A 15515-nucleotide genomic window follows, 5' to 3' on the forward strand; every position below is an offset into this window, starting at 1 on the left:
CCGATGGTGATGGCTGATCGACAAACGATAGAAGCTAGATTGAGACAGAAAGAGAGGGAAATTCAGATACTTGAGTTTAGACTGCGTGAAGCAAATGGATATGCCAGAGCACTCCGCGAACTCCTTGGTCTTGGTCCTTACGGTGAAAAAAGCATGGTTGATCAAGCTCGCGATATCATTTCTGAGCGAGGACACCCCGTTCACATCGTCGAACTGCTTAAGGCCATGGGTCGGGAGGTATCCAGGGAAAACAGGGTATCATTGACGAGTGCATTGTCAGCCTACGTCCGAAAAGGCGAGATTTTCCGAAAATTTGGCCCGAACGAGTTCGGACTACGCGATCACAAACCCAATAAATCAAGAAAGCTGTCCTTAAGCACCAAACCGCGTGCTGAGCCACCGGACGACTTCGGCCAAATGGCAATACCGCCGCCAAAAACCGATGAAACCTCAGGAGGAGATGCTTGACGCCAAGCATAAAAGTTCATGTATTATTTGGGCATGAACAATCTGCCCATAGCTAAGCGCGTCCAAATCCTCTCGATGCTTTGCGAAGGCAGCTCTATGCGGTCGGCATCCCGCGTCTGCGATGTGTCGATCAACACGGTAGCAAAGCTGCTCGATGAGGCTGGCCGCGCCGCTTTAGCCTTCCACGACGAAAACGTGCGCGGCCTTCAATCCTAGCGCGTCCAGTGCAATGAAATCTGGAGCTTCGTCTACGCCAAGAACAAGAACGTCGTAGACGCCAAGACCCCTCCCAAGGGCGGCGACGTGTGGACGTGGACCGCCATCGACGCCGACAGCAAATTCATTTGCAGCTGGACCGTTGGCCAGCGAGACGCCTATTCGGCGTATGCGTTCATGGACGATCTGAAAACCGTCTCGCCAATCGCGTACAACTGACGACGGACGGGCTTCGGCATTAACTCGTGGCCGTCGAAAAGGCGTTCGGAAATACGGACATCGACTTTGCGCAGCTTGTGAAACTCTACGGCGACGTTCCGAAAGGTCGTAGCGTAGAAGCGAACGAGCGCAAGTACAGCCCGCCTGAGTGCATCGGTGCGAAGAAAACGCCGATCGTCGGTGAACCCGACGCAAAACACATTTCGACGTCCTACGTCGAACGCCAGAACCTTACGATGCGCATGAGCATGAAGCGGTTCGCCCGCCTGTCGAATGCGTTCTCAAAGAAGCTGGCCAGCCAACCGCAATGCGCTGTCACTGTACTTCTTTTTTTACAACTGGTGCCGCATCCACAAGACGCTTCGCGTCTCGCCTGCCATGTCGGCGGGACTCACCACTAAGCTGCTGTCGTTCGAAGATCTGATTGAACGCATGGACGCCGTTGCTCCGAAGCCGGGTCGCCCGACGACCTACAAGAAGCGCCAGCCTCAGATTTCAAACTGAGACACTGCCGCGCGCGGCTTAACGCTTGCGGAACGAGACGAGAACGTGTAGCGTACATACACGATTTGTACTTGGCATCTGGCATTTGAAGCACGTCGATCGGCAGCGTTCGCGCCGCACGTGCCTTCAGCCGAACGACAGCCAAAGGGGGCTTGAGACCTACGCTATGCTGACGGAAAAACAGAAAGACCTGCTGATGTTCATTCACGAACGCATGCAGGAGCGCGGCGTGCCGCCGTCCTTCGATGAGATGAAGGACGCTCTCGATCTCCGTTCCAAATCCGGCATTCACCGGCTGATTACGGCGCTTGTGGAGCGCGGCTTCATTCGCCGCCTGCCGCATCGGGCCCGCGCGATCGAAGTAATCAAGCTTCCGGAAAACCAGATCGCCGCCGCGACTTCCGCGACGCCTGCCGCGCCACGAGGGTTCCAGCCGAGTGTTATTACGGGAACCGGCCCAAAACAAAATGTGACGCCACCGCCATCGCACGTCATCGACGCGCGGACGGTTTCCGTTCCGGTCATGGGCCGCATCGCCGCCGGCACGCCGATCAGCGCCATTCAGAACCATACGCACGACATTGCCGTGTCGCCTGACATCCTGACCAACGGCGAGCACTTCGCGCTTGAGGTCAAAGGCGATTCGATGATCGAGGCCGGCATTCACGACGGCGATACAGTCATCGTGCGCCGCTGTAATACGGCCGAGAACGGCGACATCATCGTGGCCCTCGTCGAAGGCGAGGAAGCGACGCTGAAGCGGCTTCGCAAGAAGGGCTCGACGATCGCACTCGAGGCCGCCAATCCGGAATTCAAGACGCGCATCTTCGGTCCCGATCAGGTCGATATTCAAGGACGGCTCGTCGGCTTGCTGCGGCGCTACTGAGCGTCCTGGCCGTCATCCATACCCGCGAGTTCGCCGGGGTCGTCGTCATGCAACGCTCGGGGTTCCGGCGGAGCGTTGTCCGCGCCGGACGTCGATGGGTCGCCGCGTTTGGCCGCGACGGTTCCTGCCGCATCGAGGATACGCGGCTTCGGTAACGTTGCAGGCGGATCGGCAGCGCCCGCAGCATTCGAAGACCGACGCTTCGGAAGAACACTCCACGGCCGTTCGCCGCGATGCGCCGCGACCGTCTCCAATCGAACACGCGGCTCGGGGCTCGCCTCGTCGCGCGCGAGATAAAGCGCGTAGGCGCCGTTGCGCCAGCGATCGAACACGTCGATCACGGTTCCCGGGACAGCGCAGTCGGCCGGCTTCGGGTCGTCCAGGATGAGGATATCGGCGTTGAGGCAATCGTCGGCGACAGCTGCCGGGTGCCGCGCAACGGCGACGGTCGCGCCCTTGACGTGCGCGATGCATCCGACCGCGTCGCAACTGAACGCGCCCCCAGCCTGAGCGTCGCGCGCCGATCGTCCGTCTCCGTCGTATTCGAGCCAGCGTTCGAGGTCGTACTTCGCCCCGTGCGCGGGCAGCGACGAAAGCTTGCCCGACGCGTCGCGCACAGCGACCAGCATCCCCTTCTGCGCGACGAGCACGTCCGGCCGCGGCATCCACGGCGTCGCGACGAGCCCGAGCAGCGCAAGGCCCGCGCCGACAAGCCGGATGCGCGTCCGCCAGAGCGTCAGCCACAGACCGCCGATGAGCATCAAGGCAAACGCGATGGTGGGAATCTCCGGCAGGTGTCCCACCGCGCCCGGAAGAGCACCCACCATGTTCGCGCACCACGCCATGCCCTCGATGCCCCAAGCCATCGGCTTCAGCGCGATCCACTCCAGCCCGAACGGCATCAGAATCATGGCGCCGAGCGCCGCCGGCATCACGATGATGTTGCAGATCGGAATGGCGATCATGTTCGCCAGCACCGCGTACTGCTGACTTTGATGAAAGTTGTAGGCGGCGAACGGCGCAACGGCGACGCTGGCGATCAGCGTGGATGCGATGATCTCGCCAAAGAATTTCACGACGCGCGCGACCGGATGCGGCCGTGAGTTCGTTCCGAGGAAACGCGTCAGCAGTTCATGCGCCGCGACGAGCGCCGTCACGGCCGCGAACGACATCTGGAAGCCCGCGTCGAGGAGGCTTTCGGGAAAGACGATAAGAATCAAGAATGCGGCGAGCGCGATGTTTCTGAGCGCCATCGCCGGACGATCGATCAGCACCGCGCCGAAGATGATGAGGATCATCAACGCCGAGCGGACCGTCGCGAATGCGCCCCCCGAGATGGCGAGATAGCCCAGCGCGCCGAGAATTCCGATCGCGGCGGCAATCTTTTTGATCGGCAGCCGTAAAGCAAAAAACGGAATCGCGGCGAGGAGCAGTCGAACGGAATAGAAGAGCGCGCCCGCCATGATCACCATGTGCAGGCCCGAGATCGACAGGATGTGAAACAACCCGGAATTCTTGAAGGCGTTGTTGGTCTCGGCGCTGATGCCGCCGCGCTCGCCGGTGATCAGCGCCAACGCGATCTCACCCGTTTCGCCGGGAAGCACGGCGCGAATGCGCGTGGCGATCAGTTGGCGGAGCGTTTCGATGCCACGCCGGTACTGCGCCGTCAGCGTACCGCCGTCGGCATGCGCCTCGATCGCGGGCGGCGCGAAGGCATAGCCGACCGCTCCAACCTGATCGAACCAGGCCGTGCGCGCGTAATCGAAACCTCCCGGTAGCGCAGGCTTCGCGGGCGGCGACAGGTTTGCTTTCAAGCGTACGCGGTCACCCGGCTTGGCCTTCGACTGAGACGACATCGTCCGAACACGGACGACCGCGGGCGTCGCTTCCGGCGCGAGGCCGGCAATCGATGCCGATGCGACGGTCAACCGCTGGCCGCGCGGATATTTGACCTCGACGAGCGTCACGGTGCCGATGATCTCGGCATTGCGCAGCGTCTTCGTCAGCACCGGCGCGCGAACCGTTTCGACGCGAAGCTTGGTGACGGCGAACCCGAGTCCCGCGAGAAGGAGTCCCGCCAGGATGGCCGACGGCAGCGAACCGCGTGTCGATGCCAGCCGCAAAATGATCGCCAGAACCAACGGCACGAACGCGACGATGAGTTGCGGCTCGACGGGCAGCGCGAAGTAGGCCGCGATGCCGGCGCCGAAGCAAACCGGCGACCAGAGAAAGAATTGCTCACGCTCCCTCTCGAGCGCAAGCGCAAGGCTTCGCGTCCCGTGCGAGGGCGCGGCAATCAGCGCAGCATCGAGGTCGCGCGCGTTGACGGACATTTCCGGGACCGAATGCGAATGGTGGGAGGTTCCCCGCCCCCTTAACTTGTCTTGGTCGCCATGCTACGAGCGGAGCTTCATTCCCTCAAGGCCGATAAGCGAAAAGGTCCGATGACTGAGACCGCGACTTCCAGTGCGCCCGTCGTTCGATTTGCGCCCTCCCCTACCGGATATCTTCACATCGGCGGCGCGCGCACGGCGCTGTTCAACTGGCTCTACGCGCGGGGCCGTAACGGCAAATTCTTGCTGCGCATCGAGGACACGGACCGCGAGCGCAATAACGAGCAGGCAATTGCCGCCATTCTCGACGGCCTGGCTTGGCTCGGTCTCTCCTGGGACGGGGAGGCCGTCTCGCAGTTCGCCCGTGCCGACCGGCATCGCGACGTCGCAGCCGAGTTGCTGAAGCGCGGCGCGGCCTATCACTGCTACGCCTCTCCCGCCGAGATCGATGCGGCGCGCGAAAAGGCGAAGGCGGAAGGACGCCCGCTGATCTTTCTGTCACCGTGGCGCGACCGCGATCCGAAAGATGCGCCGAAGGACGTCAAGCCGGTGGTGCGTCTCAAGGCGCCGCGCGAGGGCGAGACTGTCGTCGAAGATCACGTGCAGGGGCATGTCGTGTTTCCGAACAAGGATCTCGACGATCTCATCATCCTGCGGTCGGACGGCAACCCGACGTACAATCTCGCCGTCGTCGTCGACGATCATGACATGGGTATCACGCATGTCGTGCGCGGCGCCGATCACCTGACCAACGCCGCACGTCAGACGCAGATTTATCAAGGCATGGGCTGGGCGGTTCCCGAGTTCGCGCACGTGCCGCTGATCCACGGGGCGGACGGCGCCAAGCTCTCGAAGCGACACGGCGCGCAAGGCGTCGAAGAATTCCGCGCGATGGGATATTTGCCCGAAGCGCTGCGCAATTATCTCGTGCGTCTCGGTTGGAGCCACGGCGATGATGAGATCATCTCGGCGGAGAACCTCCTCCGCTGGTTCGACATCGACGGCATCAACAAGGCTCCGGCGCGGCTCGACTTCAAGAAGCTCGACGATCTCAATGGTCACTACATTCGCGCTGCATCCGACGAGGATCTCGCTCGTCAGGTTCGCGAGATGCTGCCGCATCTCGATTTCAAAGCGCTGAGCGACATCGCAATCGATCCGAAGGCGCCCGCGCGCTCCGACATCGCGCTCGCGCGAGAAGTCTTGCGTCAGCTGCCGCACGTCGCAACCGGAACCGAGCTTGCGAATTTATTTGCAGCAAAAGGGTGGGATGTTTTCCTTCGCGCGATCCCCGCACTGAAGGAGCGTTCGAAAACTCTGACCGAGCTTATTGCCGGCGCGCTATTCATCGTCGCCGAGCGGCCGATCCGCTTTGAGGATAAGGCGGCGAAGCTGCTGAACGGCGAGGGCCGGGCATCGAACGCTGCGGCACTCAAAATTCTTTCGGCCATTCCCGAAAACGATTGGAAAGCGCCGACGTTGGAGGCCGCCGTTAAAGCTCACGCCGAAGCAACGGGCGCGAAACTCGGCAGCATCGCGCAACCGTTACGCGCGGCGCTCACCGGGCGCGCCGTTTCTCCGCCGGTGTTCGATGTGCTGGAACTTCTTGGCCGGAACGAGGTTCTTGCCCGGATTTCGGACGCGTCCGTCGTATGACTAATGCACAATGCTGCTGCCGAACGAGGCTGGTTGCCGCACCGCAAAAAGATCGCTAAACCCGTTGCAGTGCAATCGCTTTTACGGCGACGGGAATGGCAGCTCCCAGTCGTTGACTGCGTGCCGTTACGGACGAAGAAAACACCATAAGTTTTCTCGGCAGTGGCGGCCATTGATCCTCGGGCGAGGTGGCAAACCATGAACATTCACGACAGCAACGCGGCCAAGGGCGGAGAAGGCCCTAACAAACCGAACGCGACGATGACGGTCGACAACAAGCAGGTCGAACTCGCCGTTCGCACCGGCTCGATCGGGCCGGACGTGATCGACGTCGGCAACCTCTTCAAGCAGACCGGTTGCTTCACGTACGATCCGGGCTTCACGTCGACGGCGAATTGCAAGAGCGCCATCACGTATATCGATGGCGACAAGGGCGAGCTGCTGTATCGCGGCTACCCCATTGATCAGCTTGCTGAGAATACGAACTTCCTCGCGGTGTGCTATCTGCTGCTCTACGGAGAGCTACCGAACAACACCGAGTTCATCAACTTCCGCCGCACCATCACCAGTCATACGATGGTGCACGAGCAGATGACCCGCTTCTTCACCGGCTACCGGCGTGACTCGCATCCGATGTCCGTGATGGTGGGCACCGTCGGCGCGCTGTCGTCGTTCTATCACGACTCGACCGACATCTCGGATCCAACCCAGCGCGAGATCGCCAGCCATCGCATGATTGCGAAGATGCCGACGATCGCGGCGATGACCTACAAGTACGCGATGGGTCAGCCGTTCATCTATCCGCGCAACGATCTCGACTACACGTCGAACTTTCTGCAGATGTGCTTCGCGGTGCCGTGCGAGCCGTATGTCGTCAATCCGATCATCTCGCGCGCGCTCGATCGCATCTTCATCCTGCACGCCGATCATGAGCAGAACGCTTCGACCTCGACCGTGCGCCTCGCGGGGTCGTCGGGCGCCAACCCGTTCGCCTGTATTGCCTCGGGCATCGCGTGCCTCTGGGGACCGGCTCACGGCGGCGCCAATGAAGCCGCACTGAACATGCTGAAGGAGATCGGCTCGGTCGATCGCATTCCGGAGTTCGTCAAGAAGGCGAAGGACAAGAACTCCGGCTTCCGGCTGATGGGCTTCGGTCATCGCGTCTACAAGAACTACGATCCGCGCGCCAAGGTGATGCAGAAGACCTGCCACGAGGTGCTCGACGCGCTCGGCCACGGCGACGATCCGCTGCTGAAGATCGCGCTCGAACTCGAACGCATCGCGCTGCAGGACGAGTATTTCATCGAGAAGAAGCTCTATCCGAATATCGATTTCTATTCGGGCATCACACTTCGGGCGATGGGCTTCCCGGTCGAGCTGTTCACGGTGCTGTTCGCGGTTGCGCGCACCGTCGGCTGGATCGCACAGTGGAAAGAAATGATCGAAGATCCGGAGCAGCGCATCGGGCGTCCGCGCCAGCTCTACATCGGTCCGCCGCGCCGCGATTTCCCCGCTCCCGGCTGAGCGGAGACGACGGCCAGAACCGTATCGGCGGCGGCAATGCTGGGGCTCGAGGAAGCAAGACGAAGCTTCCCGGGCGTCCCGGCGAGCGCTTCAAGCTGCGCGCGCCGCTCGGGCGTGTCGCCAAGCAATGGCAGGATGGCGGCGCTGAGCGCTTCGGCCGTGCACGCCTCCTGCAGGTATTCCGGATAGACGTTTTTTCCGAGGACGAGGTTCGCCAGCACGACGCTCGGCACCTTGAGCAGGAACCGCAGATTGGCGATCAGCTTGTCGACACGGTAGGCGACGACGCTTGGCGTCTGAGCCAGCGCCAGTTCGAGCGTGACCGTGCCGGAGGCTGCGAGCGCGGCGCGCGCGAGCCGCATGGCGGCGTATTTGTCGGCCGATGCCGCATCGACGATGTGCGGTCGCACCGCCCAGGTTGCCGTCTTCGCGACGATGAGATCGCGGACATGGCGCACCGCCGGAATGACAACCTCGATCGGCTGTTGTGCCGAAACCCGCGCCACGGCGTCGCCGAAGACATCGACGAGGCGCGTGACCTCGGATGTGCGGCTGCCGGGTAGAACGAGCAGCACGGGCTTTTCCGCAGCGAGGCCGAGCCGCCGTGACAGCGCCGCACCGTCCGCGCGTTCGATCGCATCGAGCTTCTCGATCAGCGGATGACCGACATACGTGCAGGCCGGTCCGCCAAGGCGCGCGTGTGCATCAGGCTCGAACGGCAGCAGCGCCAGGACATGATCGACGTAGCGGCGCATGCGCTTGGCGCGACCCGGCCGCCATGCCCAGACGCTCGGGCTCACGTAATCGATGATCGGTATATCGGGCGCGCGTTTGCGAATGCGTTTCGCGATCGGATGCGTGAACTCCGGGCTGTCGATGATGACGACGGCATCGGGCTTGAACGCGAGCGCCGCGTCGACGGTCTGATACACACGCCGCATGATGCGCGGCAGGCGTGGCAGGATCGACATCGGTCCCATCACGGCGACGTCTTCGATCGGGAACAGCGAGGCAAATCCTTCGTGCGCCATATCCTCGCCGCCGACGCCCGCGAGCGTCAGCGTGCCGTCGTACCGTTGCTTGAGCGCAGCGATCAGTTTGCCGCCGAGCGCGTCGCCCGAGTGCTCGCCTGCGACGAGGAACAGCCGCAACTCTTTCTCGCCGGTTTGCTTGTGAGACGCGTCAGACACGCGCGGGCGCTCCCGTTTCGCTGATGAAAAGGCCGAGACTGTCCGCCAGCCGCACGGTTGCGCCGTCGATTGCGGTGTTCATCGTCTCTCCCAACTTCGCGACGCCTGCGAACTTATACTTCGCAGCCGTGCGTAGCAGCGCATCGTCGAGTTTCTGTGACGGCGCGACGACGATGACGCCTCGGCGCCGGTCACCTTTTCGCAACGACGCAACGTGCTCGATGACTTCGATGGGCGATTCCGATGTGCCCACCGCGATGACGCGTCCATGATCGATGATGGCTGCGGTGCCGGTCTCGAACTTGCCGCACGCTGCGAGGATGCCTGCACCACGGCGAATGTCAGGCATCGCGCGCGCATCGATCGCGACAGAACCGAGCCAGCCCGGGGCTCGCGTGTCCGGCTCGTCAGACGACAGGGCTGGTTCCGGCGCTTCCAAAATTCCGGCGACGAACACCCCGCGCGTTCCAGCGAGCGCGATCATCCGCTCCCGCTCGGCTGCGAGCACATGTCCGGCCATGACCGCGACACCTGCGAGCCCAGCAGATGCAATGTTCTCGATCGTATTCGGTCCAATCGCGGGCAGATCGACGCGAAGATCCTGTCCCGGCTTCGGCCGCTTCACGAGAACGCCGCCTTGCTTGGAATTGCCAGCCGCGCGGCGCGCCTCCGCCACGCGCTTCAGCATGCGATCCGTCCCTTCCGCACCTTCGATGGCTTCGACCCGCCCGTTGGCGATCACCGCCGCCTGCCCGATGTCGTAGCGTCCGAGCGCGGCGATCAGCGCGAAGCCCTTTTCTGCGTCGGTTGAATTTTGAGACGACAGCGGCGGCCCCGTCAGCACACCCTCGGCAACGGTCAGATCGCGCGCAACATCGCGAACGCCGACGATGTTCAAGCCGCGCCGCTCGAACAGAGCGACGAGCCCGCGCAGAACGGCATCGTCGCCGCCCGCCTTCAGGAAGCGCAGCACCGAAGGCAGAACCTGGAAGAATGCAATGTCAGGTCGCGCGGAACGAAAATCCGGCCTCTGAAATCCGCCGAGCATCACGACGTCGCGAACGCCCGCCGCTTTCAGCGCCGCCGTCGCGCGGCCGGGTTGCGCCCAGTTGACGACCGTATGGGGAAACATCGCGAGCGACGCATCGGCGGCGCCGCTGACCATCACGACGTGAACGTGGCCGCCGCGCGCAACGACGCTTTCCGCGACCTCACGCGGCAGCGATCCAGAGCCTGCGATAATCCCAATGCGATCCGCCGGCCCCGTCATGGCCGGACCTCAGCTTTCCGTGCCGATTTTCGGCGTGCATAGCGAGCGCTTGCCGCCCTCGCGAATGAAAGCGAGGATTTCCTCGACCGATGCGTGGCCGGAGAATTCCTCGGCGACATCCTCCATGCGCTCGATCAGCGTGCCTTCCGCCGCGAACAGCGAACGATAGGCGCGGCGCAGATCGTGGATGTCGGCGCGCGAAAATCCGCGGCGCTGCAGGCCGACGATATTCAGTCCGGAAAGATAGGCGCGATTGCCGAGCGCCATGCCGTACGGGATGAGATCGTTCTCGAGGCCCGACATACCGCCGACGAAGGCGTGATGTCCAACGCGCGCGAACTGGATCACGGCCGCGCCGCCGCCGATGATCGCGTAATCGCCGACCGTGCAATGGCCCGCGAGCATGACGTTGTTGGAAAAGATGACGCCGTTGCCGACGCGGCAATCATGGCCGACGTGGCTGTTGGCGAGGAAGGCGCAACTATCGCCGACCGTCGTTACCGAGCCGCCGCCTTCGGTGCCCGGGTTCATCGTCACGCCTTCGCGGATCAGGCAATCGGCGCCGACGGTGAGCGAGCACGGCTCGCCCTTGTATTTGAGATCCTGCGGCTGGTGGCCGATCGAAGCGAACGGAAAGATGCGCGTGCGTGCGCCGATCTCCGTCGTGCCGGCGACGACGACGTGGCTCACAAGCTCGACGCCCTCGCCGAGGCTCGCGTTCGGGCCGACGATGCAGAAGGGGCCGACCTTTACGCCGGGGCCGAGGCGCGCGCCGTCTTCGACGATGGCGGTCGGATGAACGTCGACTTCAGCCATTTTTGCTCGCAAAGGCGCGAGCGTCGGCGCTGTCGGCGAGCATGGCGCTGATCTCGGCTTCCGCCACGACCTGCCCGTTCACTTTCGCTTCGCCGCGGAAGCGCCAGACGCGCCCGCGATTGCGAACCTTCTTGACGTGATAGTGGAGCTGATCGCCAGGCAGCACGGGCTTGCGGAACTTGGCGTTGTCGATGCCCATGAAGTAGACGAGCTCGGCGCGATAATCCTCGCCGACGTTCGATACGCACAGCGCGCCCGCCGTCTGCGCCAGACCTTCGATGATCAGCACGCCCGGCATCACCGGGAATTGCGGGAAGTGGCCCTGGAAGAACGGTTCGTTGATCGTCACGTTCTTGACGCCGACGCAGCTGTCGTCCCGGTCCATGTCGTAGATGCGATCGACAAGCAGGAACGGATAGCGATGCGGCAGCAGCTTCATCACGGTTGCAATATCCGCGGTTCCGAGCGCTTTGCCTGCCTTGGCCGTGTCGTCCATAACCATCAACTCCAATATAACCGCGGGAATTATGTTCCCGGCGGCATTTTTATCGCTCAGCTTCCGCCTGAGCCTTTTGAACCATCGTCGGCGCCGCTTCGGTCGCGTGCGGCCAGACGCTTCAAGAGCGCCTGCTCGCGCGCCGACTCGCGCAGCGGTTTTGCCGGGGTGCCGAAATATCTCGCTCCGGCCGGAACGTCATGTGCCGGATGCGACGCGCCGCCGACCTGCGCACCGGTTCCGATCTTGATGTGGCCGACGGTGCCGGACTGGCCGCCCATGACAACGTAGTCGCCAAGCTCGGTCGAACCTGAGATGCCGCACATCGCGACGATCACGCAGTGCCGGCCGAGCACGACGTTGTGCCCGATCTGGCAAAGATTATCAATTTTCGTGCCTTCGCCGATCATGGTGTCCTTCAGCGCACCGCGATCTATTGTTGTATTGGCTCCGATTTCCACGTCGTCCTGAACGATGACGCGGCCGATCTGGGGGACCTTGAGGTGGCCGCCCGGACCCATAGCAAATCCGAAGCCGTCCTGGCCGATCCGGACGCCGGAATGGATAATCACGCGGTCACCAACGAGGGCGTGGGTGACGGTCGCGAGCGCGCCGATGTAGCAGTTCCGGCCGATGGTCACGCGCGCGCCGACGACAGCTCCGGCGGCAATCCGCGTTCCGGCACCAATATGTGCCTCGCGGCCGATGACGGCCCCCGGCTCGATCACGACGCCGTCTTCGATGCGGGCCGTGGGGTCAACAGGCTGGGCTCCGGGCGTCGCCACCATCGGCTGCATCGCAGACGGGTAGAACAGCGCCAGGGCGCGGGCGAAGCCGTGGTAGGGCTGGCGGGTGACAAGGCCGACCGTCCCTGCCGGGATGCGGCCTGCGAGCGGCGGCGCGACGAGGCAGGCGCCTGCCTGCGTGCCATCGAGCTGAGCCAGGTACTTCTTATTGTCGATGAAGGAGATATGGGCGCGGCTCGCTTCTGCCAGCGGCCGCACGTCCTCGATCGGCATCGCCGGATCGGCACCTGCGGGCACTTCGGCCCCCGCGGCTTGAGCGACCTCGAATAGAGTATAAGGCCCGGCCCGCTCAAAAAATCCGGGATGCTCCATCTTGCCGCCTCCGGCCCGCCGATGCTTCGGCGCTGTGTTGGGTGATTAAGGCGGTTGAATGAACGACGCCGGGAGCGTTGGCAAGCCCCCGGCGCGGTCAAATCAATCGCGTGACGCCTACGTATAGGCTGAGCGCTGTAATTCCGGGCGATTTGCCGCCGCCCGGACGCTCGCTAGAAGCGGCTCGACGCGCCGAAGCGGAAGAACTGCGTCTCGTCGTACTTCTCTTTGGTCAGGACTTTCGCGAAGTCCATGCGGATCGGACCGACCGGCGAGTTCCACATTAAGCTGGCGCCGACCGACGAACGGATCGAGCTGCTGTCCGCGAGTTGGCAAGGCTTTCCATTTTCCACGCAACCAGGAGCATTGAGTGCACTTTCAACACCGCCAGTTGCACCGAACAGAGAACCAGCATCCGCGAAGACTGCGCCGCTCAGGCCGAGATCGTCCGGAACGAACGGTAGCGGGAAGCGAATCTCGGCCGTCGTCGCCCAATACGTCTGGCCGCCGAGCGCGTCGTGGTTGGCCGAACTCAAGTCTCGCGGACCGTAACCGGCGCGATCGAAGCCGCGAACCGTCTCGCCGCCCTTGAAGAAGGAGTCGAGCAATCGAACGTCTTCACCGCCCCAACCCTGGATCGTGCCACCAATGGCGCGGCCGACGAAGGTGATCTTCTCGGTGATCGGATAGTAGGCGCGCGCTTCGGCGTTGACGCGCCAGTATTGAGCATCGCCGCCAAGACCAGCGAAGTCGGTTCCTGCCTGCAGGAAGTAGCCGCTGGTTGGGTTCTGCGCATTGTTGCGCTTATCGTAGGTGATCGTCGTGCCGACAAGCGACGTCCAGTAACCGGAGTCGCGGCAACCCGGAGTGGTATTGTCTAATAGATTGGTGGCTCCGCACGCTTCCTTAATCGCGATAGAAGCATTGTTCGAAACGTCGAAGATCTCGTCGCGCGACAGGCCGTAGCTCGTCTGCATCCACAGGTTCTCGGCAATCGGGAAGCCAAGGCGAACCTGACCGCCAGCCTTGCGCTGATCAAAGCCCGACGAGTCCTGGTAGTTGAGCTGTTTATAGAAGAGGTCGAATCCAGCCGACAGGTTGCGGTCGAGGAAGCGCGGCTCGGTGAACGACAGGTCGACCTGCATACGCTCGAAGGAGCCTGCGAGACCGAGGCGCAGATACTGGCCGTTGCCGAACAGGTTGCGTTCCGTGATCGACACGTCGCCGATGACGCCTTCATTGGTCGAGTAACCGGCACCGAACGAGAGTTCGCCCGTCGACTGTTCCTGCACCATGACGTCGAGAACGACGCGGTCAGGCGCGGAGCCCGGACGGCGCTTGATGTCGACGTCCTTGAAGATGCCGAGAGCCTTCAGGCGCTTCTTGGCGCGATCGACCATCAGCGAGTTGAAGGCATCGCCTTCCGCCAAGCGGAATTCGCGACGGATCACGAAATCCTTGGTGCGCGTGTTGCCGATGACGTTGATGCGCTCGATGTAAATGCGCGGACCTTCGTCGATGATGTACGAGATCGAGATCGTGTGATTGGCGACGTCCGGCGTGGCGCGCGGGCGGACGCGAGCGAACGCGTACCCAGCGTCGGCGACGGCGAGCGTCAGCTTTTCACTCGTCTTGTCGATTTCGGAGGCGTCATAGACTTCGCCCGAGTTCGTCAGCAACTGGCTGCGATAATCGTCCGGGCGCACATCGGGAAGCGAGCTCTCGATGTTGATGGCGCCGAAATTGTAGAGCGGGCCTTCATCGACCGCGAAGGTGATGAGGAAGCCGGTGCCGTCCGGATCGATTTCAGCGTTCGCTGCCGTCACGGAGGCGTCGGCGTAGCCGTTCTTCAGGTAATACTGGCGGATCAGTTCCCGGTCGAGGTTCATACGATCGGGATCGTAGATCGACGTGCCCTTGAGGAAGTCGAACCAGCCGACCTGCGTCGTCGAGATGACGTCGCGCAGCTGGCTGTCGCTGAATGCGTGGTTGCCGACGAAGTTGATGCCTTTGACCTTCGTCGCGCCGCCTTCCGTGATCTCGAACACGAGGTTCACGCGGCTTTCTTCGAGTTGAATGAGCTTCGGCTCGACGCTCGCTGCAAAGAGACCCTGGCGGCGGTAGACGTCGAGGATGCGCTGCACGTCGGCCTGAGCCTTGGCGCGCGTGAAAACGGAACGGGCCTTGAGCTGCACTTCGCCGGACAGCGTCGCGGTATCGACCTCGCTGTTCCCTTCGAAGGCGACCTGATTGATGATCGGGTTTTCCTTGACCGAGACAACGATCGTCGAACCCTTGGGCTGAATCGAAACGTCGGCGAACAAGCCGGTCGCGAACAGCGCCTTGATCGAGGCATCGACCTTGGCGGCGCTATAGCCGTCACCAACATTGAATTGCAGGTACGAGCGCACGGTTTCGGGCTCGACACGCCGGCTACCGACGACCTCGATATTGCGAATGACGCCCTGAGCAAACGCTGCACCCGACCCCCAGGTGGCGTCTCCCATCGCGATCACTGGCGAGATAAATGCAAGCGCCAAAAAGAGGCGCAAGCCCGCCATAATGACCTGAATTCTCTGCATACGCGGATTAGCCCCCGTGTGCCGCCGACCCCCGGTTCACATGCGCGCTGTCGGCGGCAGCGTCACACTCATGCGTCGTCAAGTGCGTTTTCTTCTTGTTTTTCGACGTGTTGTTATCGACTCGGCACTCAATCGTTTTCCCGCAACAACGCTCGACCTTCTTTTCGGACCCCCCGATTCGAAGTCGTAACCTGCTGCGGACGATAACGCTTTTAACGATTCAGAAGGGACCCGCAA

General features: G+C 62.5%; 11 protein-coding genes and 1 pseudogene. 5 read left to right on the plus strand and 7 right to left on the minus strand.

What is annotated here, in order from left to right:
- The first annotated feature begins 3 nt into the window (after positions 1-3).
- From HDEN_RS18170 to lexA, 3 genes and pseudogenes are all read left to right on the plus strand, one after another.
- Entirely contained in the window at positions 4-468 is a 465-nt protein-coding gene (locus HDEN_RS18170; protein WP_150103234.1) for a hypothetical protein, read from the plus strand.
- Between the two features lie 33 nt (positions 469-501).
- Positions 502-1407 (plus strand): annotated as a pseudogene (locus HDEN_RS18590) (IS1 family transposase).
- Positions 1408-1573: 166 nt separating this feature from the next.
- Positions 1574-2293: a transcriptional repressor LexA gene (gene lexA, locus HDEN_RS09350; protein ID WP_013215861.1), complete on the plus strand. Its 720-nt coding sequence runs from the start codon at positions 1574-1576 to the stop codon at positions 2291-2293.
- On the opposite strand, the gene HDEN_RS09355 is transcribed toward lexA, so the two are convergent.
- Positions 2287-4626 carry a ComEC/Rec2 family competence protein gene (locus HDEN_RS09355; protein WP_013215862.1) on the minus strand — a complete coding sequence of 780 codons (2340 nt, stop codon included), beginning with the start codon at positions 4624-4626 and terminating at the stop codon, positions 2287-2289. The two genes, lexA and HDEN_RS09355, sit on opposite strands and share 7 nt — an antisense overlap.
- Positions 4627-4737: 111 nt before the next feature.
- Between HDEN_RS09355 and gltX the strand changes: the two genes are divergently transcribed.
- Together gltX and gltA are read left to right on the plus strand one after the other, a co-directional pair.
- The gene (gene gltX, locus HDEN_RS09360; RefSeq protein WP_013215863.1) at positions 4738-6282 is read left to right on the plus strand and encodes a glutamate--tRNA ligase; all 1545 of its coding nucleotides are present in this window, start codon (positions 4738-4740) and stop codon (positions 6280-6282) included.
- Between the two features lie 198 nt (positions 6283-6480).
- Positions 6481-7806, plus strand: coding sequence for a citrate synthase (gene gltA, locus HDEN_RS09365; protein ID WP_013215864.1), 1326 nt, complete (start codon positions 6481-6483; stop codon positions 7804-7806).
- On the opposite strand, the gene lpxB is transcribed toward gltA, so the two are convergent.
- From lpxB to bamA, 6 genes are all read right to left on the minus strand, one after another.
- The gene (gene lpxB, locus HDEN_RS09370) at positions 7764-8996 is read right to left on the minus strand and encodes a lipid-A-disaccharide synthase (RefSeq protein ID WP_013215865.1); all 1233 of its coding nucleotides are present in this window, start codon (positions 8994-8996) and stop codon (positions 7764-7766) included. The two genes, gltA and lpxB, sit on opposite strands and share 43 nt — an antisense overlap.
- A complete protein-coding gene (locus tag HDEN_RS09375; protein WP_013215866.1) occupies positions 8989-10266 on the minus strand; it encodes an LpxI family protein in 1278 nt (425 codons plus the stop codon). The genes lpxB and HDEN_RS09375 overlap by 8 nt, the downstream gene beginning before the upstream one ends.
- Before the next feature lie 9 nt (positions 10267-10275).
- Positions 10276-11082, minus strand: coding sequence for an acyl-ACP--UDP-N-acetylglucosamine O-acyltransferase (gene lpxA / locus HDEN_RS09380; protein WP_013215867.1), 807 nt, complete (start codon positions 11080-11082; stop codon positions 10276-10278).
- Positions 11075-11578 carry a 3-hydroxyacyl-ACP dehydratase FabZ gene (fabZ, locus tag HDEN_RS09385; RefSeq protein WP_013215868.1) on the minus strand — a complete coding sequence of 168 codons (504 nt, stop codon included), beginning with the start codon at positions 11576-11578 and terminating at the stop codon, positions 11075-11077. The genes lpxA and fabZ overlap by 8 nt, the downstream gene beginning before the upstream one ends.
- Before the next feature lie 56 nt (positions 11579-11634).
- Positions 11635-12696 carry a UDP-3-O-(3-hydroxymyristoyl)glucosamine N-acyltransferase gene (gene lpxD / locus HDEN_RS09390; protein ID WP_013215869.1) on the minus strand — a complete coding sequence of 354 codons (1062 nt, stop codon included), beginning with the start codon at positions 12694-12696 and terminating at the stop codon, positions 11635-11637.
- A gap of 173 nt (positions 12697-12869) precedes the next feature.
- Positions 12870-15278, minus strand: coding sequence for an outer membrane protein assembly factor BamA (bamA, locus tag HDEN_RS09395; protein WP_049775280.1), 2409 nt, complete (start codon positions 15276-15278; stop codon positions 12870-12872).
- Positions 15279-15515: the final 237 nt, after the last annotated feature.

It is taken from the genome of Hyphomicrobium denitrificans ATCC 51888 (assembly GCF_000143145.1).
Lineage (GTDB): Bacteria > Pseudomonadota > Alphaproteobacteria > Rhizobiales > Hyphomicrobiaceae > Hyphomicrobium_B > Hyphomicrobium_B denitrificans.

Bases quoted from the DNA above. Each gene is read 5' to 3' on its own strand.
- HDEN_RS18170 (WP_150103234.1), top strand. From the start codon at position 4: ATGGTGATGGCTGATCGACAAACGATAGAAGCTAGATTGAGACAGAAA.
- lexA (WP_013215861.1), top strand. From the start codon at position 1,574: ATGCTGACGGAAAAACAGAAAGACCTGCTGATGTTCATTCACGAACGC.
- HDEN_RS09355 (WP_013215862.1), bottom strand. From the start codon at position 4,626: ATGTCCGTCAACGCGCGCGACCTCGATGCTGCGCTGATTGCCGCGCCC.
- gltX (WP_013215863.1), top strand. From the start codon at position 4,738: ATGACTGAGACCGCGACTTCCAGTGCGCCCGTCGTTCGATTTGCGCCC.
- gltA (WP_013215864.1), top strand. From the start codon at position 6,481: ATGAACATTCACGACAGCAACGCGGCCAAGGGCGGAGAAGGCCCTAAC.
- HDEN_RS09375 (WP_013215866.1), bottom strand. From the start codon at position 10,266: ATGACGGGGCCGGCGGATCGCATTGGGATTATCGCAGGCTCTGGATCG.
- lpxA (WP_013215867.1), bottom strand. From the start codon at position 11,082: ATGGCTGAAGTCGACGTTCATCCGACCGCCATCGTCGAAGACGGCGCG.
- fabZ (WP_013215868.1), bottom strand. From the start codon at position 11,578: ATGGACGACACGGCCAAGGCAGGCAAAGCGCTCGGAACCGCGGATATT.
- lpxD (WP_013215869.1), bottom strand. From the start codon at position 12,696: ATGGAGCATCCCGGATTTTTTGAGCGGGCCGGGCCTTATACTCTATTC.
- bamA (WP_049775280.1), bottom strand. From the start codon at position 15,278: ATGCAGAGAATTCAGGTCATTATGGCGGGCTTGCGCCTCTTTTTGGCG.